The sequence below is a fragment of the Flavonifractor sp. An112 genome, assembly GCF_904377885.1.
Lineage (GTDB): Bacteria > Bacillota > Clostridia > Oscillospirales > Oscillospiraceae > Flavonifractor > Flavonifractor avicola.
Genome location: NZ_CAJFGT010000078.1, coordinates 1 through 11,628, shown reverse-complemented (window position 1 = coordinate 11,628; position 11,628 = coordinate 1). Strand labels below are relative to the sequence as shown.

Below are 11,628 nucleotides of genomic sequence, written 5' to 3'. Positions count from 1 at the left end.
ACCCGGCTCACCGCCCGGTTCAGATCTCCGAACTCACCCAGCAGGCTGCCGCCTACCGCTTCCATGATCTCTCGTATGGTCATCGGCTCCATGTTGTTGTCTCCTTTGATCTCTCTCGTTCCGGATGTCGGTTTACCGGCCCTGTTTTCTGGCCTCCAGGGAGGCCTCCACAATGCGCTGGCACAGGCTGTTGTAATCGATACCCACCGCGGCGGCCTCCTGGGGCAGCAGGCTGGTGGGGGTCATGCCGGGCAGGGTGTTGATCTCCAGGAACCAGGGCTCACCGTCGCTGGTAACGATGAAGTCGGCCCGGGAATAGACGGACAGGCCCAGGATCTCATACACCCGCAGGGCGGCGGCGCGGAGCTTCTCCTCCCACTCCGCCGGGATCTCCGAGGGGCACACCTCCAGAGCCGCGCCGGGCTGATACTTGTTGGCATAGTCGTAGAAGCCCTCCTTGGGGATGATCTCGATGGAGGGCAGGGCCTTGCCGTCCAGGATGCCCACCTGGATCTCACGGCCCTTTACATACTCCTCCAGCACGGTGCGGCCTCCCAGGGCCAGGCCATCAGTAAGGGCTTTCCGCAGCTCGTCGGCGGTATAGGCGATGGACACGCCGATGGAGGAGCCGCTGGCCACCGGCTTCACCACCAGCGGCAGCCGGGCGGTCTTGACCAGGCCCTCAATGTCCTCCGCCTTGTACTCTACGGTTTTCCAGCCGGGGGTATTCACCACGTCGGCCACCATCCGCTTGGTCAGGTCCTTGTCCATGGCGATGGCGCTGGACAGGTAGCCCGCCCCGGTGTAGGGGATGCCCATCAGGTCAAAGGCGGCCTGGACCTTGCCGTCCTCGCCGCAGGTGCCGTGGAGGGCCAGGAACACCAGGTCGGCCATCTGGCACAGCTCCAGCACACCGGGGCCAAACACGCTCTTGCTGTCGCCGGGACGGCTGGCCTTGATCTGCTCCAGGTCAGGGGCCTCCCGGCTGATCTTTTTAAAGGATTCGGGCACCGGCGCATCAAAGAAAGACTCGTCTGCACGGCCCTGCTCCAGGCCGAAAAACATATCGATGAGTCCCGCCCGATGGCCCAGAGCCCGCAGGGCCTCGGTCACCATGGTGCCGGTGGAAAGGGACACGTTCCGCTCCGGGGACAGACCCCCGGCCAAAACTACGATCTTCATAATACACCTCAGTTGCCAGTTTGATACAATATGATACGCGCTAATGGTATATTATAGCACGCTTTACCTCTATACTCAACTACCTTTCGACTATCTGTGCATGAAATCTTTCTTTTTCCGGTGGTCACACCCTACCGCTTGACATTCCTCCGCCATTCTGCTACATTGAACCCAGAACTTCCTTTCATGGAGTGAAGCAACTATGCTGTATCGGTCCAATCCCACCTGAGGTGCATCCTAACATCCCGGCGCTGTGATCCAGCGCCTTGTTTTGATGCAGAAATTCAGGAAGGACTGGATCTTTTTCATGAAACGGAATTTAAGGTGTATGTACGCCATCGCCCTCTTGCAGGGCATGGTCTTTTATGGCCCTGTGGCCACCCTCTACCGGGAAGCGCAGGGCGTGTCCATCGCCCAGATCACCCTCATTGAGAGTCTCTCCCTGGCGCTGTGCATCCTGCTGGAGGTGCCCTGGGGGATCCTGGCCGACCGGCTGGGGTACAAACGCACCATGATCGGGTGCTGTTTTCTCTATTTCCTGTCCAAAATCGTGTTCTGGCAGGCAGACGGCTTCGGCGGCTTCCTGCTGGAGCGGGTCATGCTCAGCGTGGTGGTAGCCGGGATGTCCGGGGTGGACACCAGCATTCTCTACCTCTCCAGAGGCGGGCAGGACAGCCAGCAGATCTTTGGGTGGTACAACAGCCTCCAGACCGCCGGATTGCTCATCGCCGCCCTCACCTTCTCCCTGTTTGTCGGAGACAACTACGCCCTGGCGGGGGGCCTCACTGTCCTCAGCTATGGTGCCGCCGCCCTGTGCGCCCTGGGGCTCACCGAGGTGAAGGCACCCGCCCCCTTCTCTCCCCGGCTGACCCTGGACATCCTGCGCCAGACCCTGACCAATCGGCGGCTGCTCCTCTTCCTCCTGTCAGCGGCCCTTCTCTCCGAGGCCCACCAGACCATTACCACCTTTTTAAATCAGCTGCAATATGCCCGCGCCGGCCTGCCCGATTGGGCCATTGGCGTCCTCTATATTGCCGCCACGGTACTGGGCATGGCGGGAATCTGGTCCGCCCGACTCACCCGCCGGACAGGCACCGTGGGAACGGCGGTGCTGCTCTATGGCGGCGGGGTACTGGCCTGTATCGCCCTGGCTCTGACCGCTGCCCCTCTCCCCTCCATCTGTGCCATTCTCACTCTGCGGCTGTGCAATACCCTGTGCCAGCCCTTCCTGATGGAGCTGCAAAACAAGCAGGTGACCACACCCCACCGGGCTACCGCCCTCAGTGTCCAGGCCATGATCATAGATGGGGTGGGAGTTGGTACCAACCTGGCTTTTGGCGCTCTGGCGGAAATCAATCTGGACTGGTCCTTCTGGCTGGGCGGCGGGATCTGCCTTGCCGGGTTACTTCTTTTTATGATATGGTATAAATTGCGTCCCCGTGCATAAAGGGAAACGGCCGCCGATGGCGGCCGTTTTTCTCATATTCCCCTTAAAACCAGCCAGTGTCCCGGCTGTCCAGCAGATCCTGGGCGGCGCACAGCAGCTGGGCCGCCTCTCCACGGGTCAGAGTTTCCGTGAGGCCGGCCTCCGCCGGCAGCACCCCGCAGGTGGACAGGTTGGCCGCCGACTGGGCCGCCCAGGCGGGAGCGTCGGCGGCAAAGGTCTGGGCGTCCACGTCGGTGACGGACAGCACCCGGTCCAGCAGCACCGCCGCCTCGGCGGTGGTGATGGAATCATCGGCCCGGAACACCACCCGGCCCTCATCATCGGTGGTGCCCTGGACCAGACCGCACTTCAGGGCGGAGGACACATAGGGCTTGGCCCAGGTGGGAATGCTTTCGTCGTCGGCAAAGCCGGTGCGGGACACCCCCTCCAGGGACTCCACCCCGGCAGCATTCATAGCCATGGCCACAAATTCGCTGCGGGTCACAGCGGCGTCAGGCTGGAAGAAGTATTCTCCACCCATACACTCCCCTACAAAGACCCCCTCTTCTGCCAGGCGGATGGCCGCCTTGTGGGCCGGATGGCCGCTGAGATCGGCGTAGGTCACCTTGGTGTCCGGCTTTTCGATCTTTACTTTGACTGTAGCCGGGTCGGAGGCGTTGCCCACCGTGTCCATGGCAATATAGGTGAAGGAGTCCTTACCGGTCTTGTTCTCATAGGGGGTGTAGACGAACTGGCCGTCCTCCCCAATGGTTACCGAACCCCGGGCGGGCTTCTTCACCAGCCGGTAGGTCAGCAGGTCGCCCTCCGGGTCCACGGCGGAAAAGCGGTCGGTGACCGCCACATTTTTATAGGTGGACAGCTCCAGATTCTCCGCCACCGGGGCGCCGTTGGCCTCGGTCAGCAGATGGACCTCCACCCCAACCTCCTGTCCCGGCTCACCGTCGGCAAAGAGTGGCTGAAAGGTAAAGCTGGCCTCCAGAGCGGTGGGGGTAACAGAGGGGGTGAAGCGCAGGCCGTCCACGGCAGTCATGGTGATCACATCCCCCTCTCCCACCATCTGGCCGCCCACGGTAAGCACACCTTCCTGGGGCAGCCGGGTGATCACGATGGCGTCCAGAGCGCCCTCCCCCTCCACCACAAAGTCTGAGGACTGGAAGGCGATGGTCTCGGTGGCCATACCGTTCTTCACCACGTCCAGCACCGTGGGGCTGGTCTCCTCCTGGTCCAGAAAGAGCGCCGAGGCAGGCAGGGCCGCGGTGAGCAGGGCGGCCGTCAGCGCTGCGGCAATCAGGATGCGGGTTTTCACTGATAGTACCTCCTTATCTGATGTAAGGTTAGTGTTTGCCGGTGTGGTGGAATTATACAAAATGTGGGCCGCCCTCTTGTACGAAACCAGAATCTCCGGTACAATATTGAAAATAATTTGTCCCTGTGGAGGAATCTGCCCATGAACCGTGCTGTTGTGGAACAAATCGCTCAGGCAGGCGCCGGCAAGCTGGCTCTGGCCCGCAAGGCGCCTCTGCGCTATCTGACCCGGGCCGCCCTGGCCGGGGCCTTTATTTTTGTGGGGGCCCTGCTGTCCTGCCTGTGCTCCGCCTGGTTTTACAGCGGAGCCCTGCCTGTGGCCAAGCTGCTGGGCGCTGTCACCTTCTCGGCAGCCCTTACCCTGATCGTTCTGCTGGGCGGCGAGCTTTTTACCGGCTGCAACCTGGTGATGGGGGTCTCCCTCTATGAAAATCAGGTCTCCCCCGCCGGGGCTCTGCGGGTCTGGATCATGTCCTATCTGGGCAACCTGGCAGGCATTCTGGTGCTCTGCCTGGTGCTGGTGGGCTCCGGAGCCAGCGCCGACCTGCTGGGGGCCTATCTGGCCGTCATCGTGCCCGGCAAGTTGTCCCTGCCCTGGTATGTGCTGCTGCTCCGGGGCGTGCTGTGCAATTTCCTGGTATGCATCGGGGTGTTCGCCGGCTTCCGCCTCCAGAGCGAGACGGGTAAGGCCCTGGTCATCGCCCTGGCCATCACCACCTTCGTCCTCACCGGTCTGGAACACTCCATCGCCAATATGGCTTACTTTGCCCTTTACGCTCTGTACACCCATACGGCAGACTGGGCCGCCATGGGCTGGAACCTGCTGTGGGTCACCATCGGCAACCTGCTGGGAGGCGCGGTGCTGCTGGGCTGGCCCCTGTGGTATGCCGCCGAAGAAAAAGAAAAATAAAGCGCGCTTTCCCCCTTGACAAACGGAGGAAAATCGTGTATTATCACCTCTGTTGTAAAGCTTTGAAACTTTACTTCCTTTACAGAACGACTTACTGAAGGAGGGTGTACCATGAAGAACCAGGCCTACCGCATGGCTCTGCTCTATGATTTTTATGGAGATATGCTCACCGACCGACAGAAGGAATTCTACGACCTCTACTACAATGAGGACCTCTCTCTGGCTGAGATTGCCGAGAACTACGGCATCACCCGCCAAGGCGTCCGGGACGTGATTGTCCGGGCCGAGGCCATCCTCACCGAGCTGGAGGACAAAACCGGCATCATCAAGCGCTTCCACAAGATGCAGCAGCAGTTCCTGGAGGTGGAAGAGGCGGTGAACGCCATCGCCCAGCGCAACGACCAGCGCTGGCAGGACGACGAGGTTGAGATCCAGTGCAACCGCATCCGCAGTGTTCTGGATCAACTGAAACAGGAGTGACCCCATGGCATTTGAAGGACTGACCGAAAAGCTGTCCGCCGCCTTTAAGCGGCTGCGGGGCAAGGGCCGTCTCACCGAGGCCGACGTAAAGGAGGCCATGAAGGAGATCCGGATGGCCCTGCTGGAGGCCGACGTAAACTTCAAGGTGGTCAAGCAGTTTGTGGCCTCTGTCACCGAGCGGGCCGTGGGCTCCGATGTGCTGGAGAGCCTGACCCCCGCTCAGATGATCGTCAAGATTGTCAATGAAGAGCTGACCAATCTGATGGGCGGCGAAAGCACCAAGCTGACCATCTCTCCCAAGCCCCCCACGGTTGTGATGCTGTGCGGCCTCAACGGCGCCGGCAAGACTACCAACGGCGCCAAGCTGGCGGGCTTTTTGAAAAAGCAGGGCAAGCGGCCCCTTCTGGTGGCCTGCGACACCTTCCGCCCCGCCGCCATCACTCAGCTGGAGGTTGTGGGCTCCCAGGTAGACGTGCCTGTGTTCCAGATGGGTCAGATCGACCCCATCGACATCGCCAAGGCGGGCATTGAGCACGCCAAGAAGCACGGCAACGACATCGTATTCATCGACACCGCCGGTCGTCTCCACGTGGACGAGGAGCTGATGGAACAGCTCAAGGACATGAAGGCGGCCATTGACCCCACCGAGATCCTGCTCATCGTGGACGCCATGATCGGTCAGGACGCGGTAAACGCCGCCAAGGCCTTTGACGAGGCTCTGGATATCACTGGCGTCATGCTCACCAAGCTGGACGGCGACGCCCGGGGCGGCGCAGCCCTCTCTATCAAAGCGGTCACCGGCAAGCCCATCAAGTTCGTGGGCCAGGGTGAGAAGCTGGACCAGGTGGACATCTTCTACCCCGACCGGATGGCCTCCCGTATCCTGGGCATGGGCGACGTGCTCTCCCTCATCGAGAAAGCCCAGCAGACCTTTGACGCCAAGAAGGCCGCTGAGCTGGAACAGAAGCTGCGGAAAAACCGCTTCACCCTCTCGGACTTCTACGATCAGCTGGTGCAGATCAAGAGCATGGGTTCCCTGTCCGACATTGCAGGGATGCTCCCCGGCGTCAACGCCAAGGCTCTGGAAGGTGCTAACGTGGACGAGAAGTCCCTCTCCCGCACCGAGGCCATTATCCTGTCCATGACCCCTGCCGAGCGGGAGGACCCCTCCCTGCTGAACAACAGCCGGAAAAAGCGCATCGCCGCCGGCTCCGGTACCCAGGTGGTGGACATCAACCGTCTGCTCAAGCAGTTCGACATGATGCAGCAGATGAGCAAACAGTTCTCCGGCAAGCAGATGAAGCGTCTGGGCAAGCTGGGGAAACTGGGTAAGCTGGGCAAAATGCCCGGTCTGCCCTTCTAAACGGTGGTAAACGCGCCACGCCGCGTTTCCATAGATATGCTTTACGATTACATGGAGGTGAAGATACAATGGTTAAGATCAGACTGCGTCGTATGGGCGCCAAGAAGGCTCCCTTCTACCGCATCGTGGTGGCTGACTCCCGCTATCCCCGTGACGGCCGTTTCATCGAGGAGATCGGCACTTACAATCCTCTGACCCAGCCCGCCGAGATCAAGGTGGACGCCGAGCGCGCCCAGGCTTGGATCAAGACCGGCGCTCAGCCCACTGAGACCGTGAAGGCTCTGCTGAAAAAAGCTGGCGCCATCTGATAGGAGGGCACAGCTGGCATGAAGGAACTGCTCACCTATATCGCCCGCAATCTGGTGGACCACCCCGACGCCGTGGAGGTCACCGAGCACGCAGGTGAGAGCGAGACCGTCCTGGAGCTTCGGGTGGCCCCCGAGGACATGGGCAAGGTGATCGGCCGTCAGGGCCGCATTGCCAAGGAGATCCGCACACTGATGCGCTCCGTAGCCCAGCGCCAGGGCACCAAGGTTTCCGTCGATATCGTCGACTAACTCCGGGGGCCTCCCCCCGGATATGAAAAAGCCGACCGACCCTGTGGTCGGTCGGCTTTTTCATATCTTGCAGATTTTGTACGATTCGGGGTGATACCGATGAAAAATCAATTTTTAGAAGCAGGTCAGATCGTCAACACCCACGGCATCCAGGGCGAGGTCAAGATCGTCCCCTGGTGCGATTCTCCGGAATTTCTCTGCCAGTTTGATGTATTGTATGTGGACGGCAAGCCGGTGAAGATCCGCTCCGCCCGCATCCACAAGGGCAATGTGCTTGCCTTCCTGGAGGGTGTCAACGACGTAAATGCCGCCATGTCCATGAAGGGCAAGACGGTGTTCATCGACCGCACCGGCGTGGAGCTGCCCGACGGCCGCCACTTCATTGCCGACCTGATGGGGCTGGATGTCATCGACGCCGCCACCGGCGAGAAGATTGGCGTGGTGGCCGACGTGCTCACCCCCCCTGCCCACGAGGTCTATGTGGTCAAGGGCGAGCACGAGTATATGATCCCCGCCGTGGACGAGTTCCTGGCGGAGACCAACGTGGAGGGCGGCTATATCAAGGTCCGCCTCATTGAAGGGATGCGTACCGATGTATAGCATTGATATCATGACCCTCTTCGATCTGACTGTGGGCGACATGATGAATGAGTCCATCTTGGGCCGGGCCCAGGAGCGGGACATCATCCGCATTGAAGCCCACCAGATCCGGGATTACACCCTCAACAAGCAGAAGCAGGTGGACGACTACCCCTACGGCGGCGGCCGGGGGGCGGTGATGCAGGCCGATCCCCTCTACCAGTGCTGGAAGCACATTGTGGACACCTACGGCCCCGGCCATACGATCTATATGTCCCCCTGCGGCAAGACCTTTACCGAGTCCGATGCCCGCCGCCTCCGAGATGACTACGACCACCTGATCCTGGTATGCGGCCACTACGAGGGCATCGACCAGCGCTTTATCGACGAGTGCGTGGACGAGGAGATCTCCATCGGCGACTTCGTGCTCACCGGCGGCGAGCTGGCCGCCATGGTGGTGGCCGACGCGGTGGCCCGGCTGGTGCCCGGCGTCTTGGCCGATCCTGAGTGCTTTGAAAATGAGAGCCACTGGAACGGGATGCTGGAGTATCCCCAGTATTCCCGGCCCGAGGAGTGGCACGGTCGAAAGGTCCCCCCTATCCTCCGCTCCGGCGACCACAAGAAAATCGCCCAGTGGCGGCGGAAGCAATCCATCCTCCGCACCCGCCAGCGGCGGCCCGACCTGTACGAGAAGCTGGACCTGTCCTCCAAGGAGGACCAGAAGCTGCTGCGTGAACTGGAGGAAGAAGAAACACAATTTTAATGGAGACTGGAGGAGTCAAATATGAGTCATTGGGTCAATCAGTCCGTGTTCTACCACATCTACCCCCTTGGTTTCTGCGGTGCACCGGAGTACAACCCCGGCGGCGCCCCGGTGCCCCGGCTGGACAAGCTGAAAGACTGGATCCCCCACCTGAAGGAACTGGGTGTCAATGCCCTCTACCTGGGTCCGGTGTTCCAGTCGGTGAAGCACGGCTACGACACCACCGACTACTTCCAGATCGACTGCCGCCTGGGAGACAACGATTCCTTCGCCGCCCTGTGTGATGAGCTTCACGCCAACGGCATCCGTGTGGTGCTGGACGGGGTGTTCAACCATGTGGGCCGGGGCTTCTGGGCCTTCCGGGATGTGCAGGAGCATGGCCAGGGCTCTCCCTACTGCGGCTGGTTCCATGACCTGAACTTCGGCGGCCCCTCCCCCATGGGCGACCCCTTCTGGTACACCGCCTGGCAGGGCCACTATGAGCTGGTAAAACTCAATCTCCGCAACCCCGACGTGGTGCGCCACCTGCTGGACGCGGTTGGGATGTGGATGGACAAATTCCACATTGACGGTCTGCGGCTGGACGCCGCCGACTGCGTGGACTTTGACTTCTTTCGCACCCTCAAGGGCTTTGTCAAGGGCAAAGACCCGGATTTCTGGCTCATGGGCGAGATCATCCACGGTGACTACGCCCGGTGGGCCAACCCGGAGATGTTGGATAGCGTCACCAACTACGAGTGCTGGAAGGGCCTGTGGTCCTCCCACAACGACAAGAACTACTTTGAAATCGCCCACTCTCTCCATCGTCAGTGCGGCCCCGGCGGCATCTACCGCAACATTACCCTGTACAACTTCGCCGACAACCACGACGTGGACCGGCTGGCCTCCAAGCTGAAGGACCCGGCCCACATCAACAACCTGTACACCCTGCTGTACACCATGCCCGGCGTACCTTCCCTCTACTACGGCAGTGAGTGGGCCATCAAGGGGGAGCGCACCAAGCATTCTGATGCCCCCCTGCGCCCCTGTCTGGACCTGAAGGAGATGATGGCCCTGGACCAGAGTCTGTGCGCCCACCTGGCTAAGCTGGCCGCCATCCGGGCCGCTTTCCCCGCCCTTCAGGAGGGTCAGTACGAAAATGTGGTCATCAAGAACCCGCAGCTGGTGTTCCGCCGGGCTACCGACAGCCAGCGTGTCTATGTGGTCCTCAACCTGGAGCCCCAGGAGGTCCATGTGGAGTTCCCCCACCAGGAGCCGGTGCTCCAGGATGTGCTCAATGAAAACCAGGTCTTCAACAACGACGGCGGACGCACCTGGCTGCCCGTGTCCCCCTGCGGAGCCCGTATTCTGGTAGGCGCCCCCGACCGCTTTACCTAGTAAATCTGCCCCATCTTTCTGCCCGTTCCAGAATATTCACACTTTCTCCCTTTACTTTTCCCGCTGATGGTGATACAATAGCGGCAATGGCAAATATCATTTTGATAATTATATTCGAGGGTTTTTGTTATGAGTTTTAAGATCATTGTTGACAGCTGCTGCGACCTTACCCCTGCTGAGCTGCGGGAGGACTGTTTTATCAAGGTCCCCCTCACCATCCGCGTGGGGGATGAGACCGTTGTGGATGACGAATCCTTCGATCAGAAAGCCCTGCTGCAAATGATGCGGGATTGTCCCACTGCTCCCCAGTCCGCCTGCCCCTCCCCTATTCAGTATATGGATGCCTTTGACTGCGGCGCCGACGACATCTATGTAGTCACCCTGTCCGCCCTGCTGTCCGGCTCCCACAATGCTGCGGCTCAGGCCCGCAATCTGTGGCTGGAGGATCACCCTGGGGCCAATATTCACATCTTCAATTCCTGCTCTGCCTCTGCCGGTGAGGTACTGGTGGCCTTGAAGCTCCAGGAGCTGGCTGAGGCCGGACTGGATTTTACCACCGTGGTGAGCAAGGCCTCCCAGTATATCGAGGAGATGAATACCCTCTTCGTACTGGAGACTCTGGACAATCTGCGGAAAAACGGGCGGCTCACCCGCACCCAGGCTCTGGTGACCAGCACCCTGCACATCAAGCTGCTGATGGGCTCCACCCCCCAGGGTGAGATCTGTAAAAAGGGTCAGGCTCTGTCTATTAAGCAGGCCCTGAGCAAAATGGCGGCCATGATGGCAGCTGATCCCAATCACGCCGGCCGTCGGCTGTGCATTGTCCACTGCAACTGCCTGGACCGGGCCTTCCATCTAAAAGAACTGGTGCGGAAGCAGTGCAAATTCTCTGAGATCCTCATCAGCGAGACCGGCGGCATCTCCACGGTGTACGCCAACGACGGCGGTGTAATTGCCGCCTACTAAGCCAACGTACCGCAAACCGCCTGGGCACATAGCCCGGGCGGTTGCTTTTTATGGTCGGATATGCTAATATGATCCAAATCTGTTTGGGAGGCATTATTATGAACTACACCATTCGTCCCACGGAACCCCGGGACGCCGCTGGCACCGCGGCCCTGCGCCGGATGCCCGGGGTCTTGGAAACCACTCTGGGACTTTCCTCCTACCGCACCGCGGACAGCGATGCTTTCTTAGCCAATCTGGGCCCCAACGACCACCATTTCGTGGCGGTACTGGACGACGGCACAGTCATCGGTGTAGCCTGTCTGCAAGTCTTTGGCAATCCCCGGATGCGCCATACTGGCAGTGTGGCCCTGATGGTCCATGCCGACTACCAGAACATGGGGGTAGGTTCTGCCCTTTTAAAGACACTGCTGGATCTGGCGGATAACTGGCTCATGCTGGTGCGGGTGGAGCTCACTGTATTTGCCGATAATGAGCGGGCCATCCACCTGTATGAGAAGCTGGGCTTTGAGAAGGAAGGGCTCAAGCGCATGACCACCGTGCGGAACGGCAAATATGCCGACGAATACATGATGGCCCGACTGCGCCCCTGACCTGCCAATACTCCTCCCCCACTGGATGAACCGATGCCCTCATCGGCCTGTATATCTAAGTAAAAAAACGCAGCCCGGAAGAAAATCTTCCGGGCTGCATTTCCTT

At 60.2% G+C, this 11,628-nt stretch carries 13 protein-coding genes; 11 read left to right on the top strand and 2 right to left on the bottom strand.

The window, feature by feature from the left end; genetic code table 11:
- Window positions 1-132: 132 nt before the first annotated feature.
- Entirely contained in the window at window positions 133-1,182 is a 1,050-nt protein-coding gene (locus IHN22_RS10780; protein ID WP_191435293.1) for a D-alanine--D-alanine ligase, read from the bottom strand.
- A gap of 307 nt (window positions 1,183-1,489) precedes the next feature.
- Between IHN22_RS10780 and IHN22_RS10775 the strand changes: the two genes are divergently transcribed.
- Window positions 1,490-2,629: an MFS transporter gene (locus IHN22_RS10775; protein ID WP_191435291.1), complete on the top strand. Its 1,140-nt coding sequence runs from the start codon at window positions 1,490-1,492 to the stop codon at window positions 2,627-2,629.
- 43 nt (window positions 2,630-2,672) lie between these two features.
- On the opposite strand, the gene IHN22_RS10770 is transcribed toward IHN22_RS10775, so the two are convergent.
- Complete coding sequence (locus IHN22_RS10770; protein ID WP_191435289.1) at window positions 2,673-3,935, bottom strand: Ig-like domain-containing protein; 1,263 nt, start codon at window positions 3,933-3,935, stop codon at window positions 2,673-2,675.
- Between the two features lie 141 nt (window positions 3,936-4,076).
- Between IHN22_RS10770 and IHN22_RS10765 the strand changes: the two genes are divergently transcribed.
- From IHN22_RS10765 to IHN22_RS10720, 10 genes are all read left to right on the top strand, one after another.
- Window positions 4,077-4,844 carry a formate/nitrite transporter family protein gene (locus IHN22_RS10765; RefSeq protein WP_087388950.1) on the top strand — a complete coding sequence of 256 codons (768 nt, stop codon included), beginning with the start codon at window positions 4,077-4,079 and terminating at the stop codon, window positions 4,842-4,844.
- Window positions 4,845-4,955: 111 nt separating this feature from the next.
- Window positions 4,956-5,324, top strand: a complete 369-nt coding sequence (ylxM, locus tag IHN22_RS10760) for a YlxM family DNA-binding protein (RefSeq protein WP_087187086.1) — start codon at window positions 4,956-4,958, stop codon at window positions 5,322-5,324.
- Window positions 5,325-5,328: 4 nt separating this feature from the next.
- On the top strand, window positions 5,329-6,687 hold the full coding sequence (gene ffh / locus IHN22_RS10755; RefSeq protein ID WP_191435287.1) for a signal recognition particle protein: 1,359 nt from the start codon (window positions 5,329-5,331) through the stop codon (window positions 6,685-6,687).
- A gap of 68 nt (window positions 6,688-6,755) precedes the next feature.
- Window positions 6,756-6,995 carry a 30S ribosomal protein S16 gene (gene rpsP, locus IHN22_RS10750; RefSeq protein WP_007489428.1) on the top strand — a complete coding sequence of 80 codons (240 nt, stop codon included), beginning with the start codon at window positions 6,756-6,758 and terminating at the stop codon, window positions 6,993-6,995.
- 18 nt (window positions 6,996-7,013) lie between these two features.
- Entirely contained in the window at window positions 7,014-7,244 is a 231-nt protein-coding gene (locus tag IHN22_RS10745; RefSeq protein WP_087271545.1) for a KH domain-containing protein, read from the top strand.
- Between the two features lie 99 nt (window positions 7,245-7,343).
- On the top strand, window positions 7,344-7,844 hold the full coding sequence (gene rimM, locus IHN22_RS10740; protein WP_087271548.1) for a ribosome maturation factor RimM: 501 nt from the start codon (window positions 7,344-7,346) through the stop codon (window positions 7,842-7,844).
- Window positions 7,837-8,586, top strand: a complete 750-nt coding sequence (trmD, locus tag IHN22_RS10735) for a tRNA (guanosine(37)-N1)-methyltransferase TrmD (RefSeq protein ID WP_191435285.1) — start codon at window positions 7,837-7,839, stop codon at window positions 8,584-8,586. The genes rimM and trmD overlap by 8 nt, the downstream gene beginning before the upstream one ends.
- 21 nt (window positions 8,587-8,607) lie before the next feature.
- Window positions 8,608-9,963, top strand: coding sequence for an alpha-amylase family glycosyl hydrolase (locus tag IHN22_RS10730; protein WP_191435283.1), 1,356 nt, complete (start codon window positions 8,608-8,610; stop codon window positions 9,961-9,963).
- Between the two features lie 129 nt (window positions 9,964-10,092).
- A complete protein-coding gene (locus IHN22_RS10725) occupies window positions 10,093-10,929 on the top strand; it encodes a DegV family protein (protein WP_191435281.1) in 837 nt (278 codons plus the stop codon).
- Window positions 10,930-11,027: 98 nt separating this feature from the next.
- Entirely contained in the window at window positions 11,028-11,522 is a 495-nt protein-coding gene (locus IHN22_RS10720; protein WP_087398584.1) for a GNAT family N-acetyltransferase, read from the top strand.
- Window positions 11,523-11,628: the final 106 nt, after the last annotated feature.

Excerpts from the sequence above, each read along its gene's own strand:
- IHN22_RS10775 (WP_191435291.1), top strand. The coding sequence starts at position 1,490 with ATGAAACGGAATTTAAGGTGTATGTACGCCATCGCCCTCTTGCAGGGC.
- IHN22_RS10745 (WP_087271545.1), top strand. The coding sequence starts at position 7,014 with ATGAAGGAACTGCTCACCTATATCGCCCGCAATCTGGTGGACCACCCC.
- ylxM (WP_087187086.1), top strand. The coding sequence starts at position 4,956 with ATGAAGAACCAGGCCTACCGCATGGCTCTGCTCTATGATTTTTATGGA.
- IHN22_RS10725 (WP_191435281.1), top strand. The coding sequence starts at position 10,093 with ATGAGTTTTAAGATCATTGTTGACAGCTGCTGCGACCTTACCCCTGCT.
- rpsP (WP_007489428.1), top strand. The coding sequence starts at position 6,756 with ATGGTTAAGATCAGACTGCGTCGTATGGGCGCCAAGAAGGCTCCCTTC.
- IHN22_RS10780 (WP_191435293.1), bottom strand. The coding sequence starts at position 1,182 with ATGAAGATCGTAGTTTTGGCCGGGGGTCTGTCCCCGGAGCGGAACGTG.
- trmD (WP_191435285.1), top strand. The coding sequence starts at position 7,837 with ATGTATAGCATTGATATCATGACCCTCTTCGATCTGACTGTGGGCGAC.
- IHN22_RS10765 (WP_087388950.1), top strand. The coding sequence starts at position 4,077 with ATGAACCGTGCTGTTGTGGAACAAATCGCTCAGGCAGGCGCCGGCAAG.
- IHN22_RS10730 (WP_191435283.1), top strand. The coding sequence starts at position 8,608 with ATGAGTCATTGGGTCAATCAGTCCGTGTTCTACCACATCTACCCCCTT.
- IHN22_RS10720 (WP_087398584.1), top strand. The coding sequence starts at position 11,028 with ATGAACTACACCATTCGTCCCACGGAACCCCGGGACGCCGCTGGCACC.
- rimM (WP_087271548.1), top strand. The coding sequence starts at position 7,344 with ATGAAAAATCAATTTTTAGAAGCAGGTCAGATCGTCAACACCCACGGC.
- ffh (WP_191435287.1), top strand. The coding sequence starts at position 5,329 with ATGGCATTTGAAGGACTGACCGAAAAGCTGTCCGCCGCCTTTAAGCGG.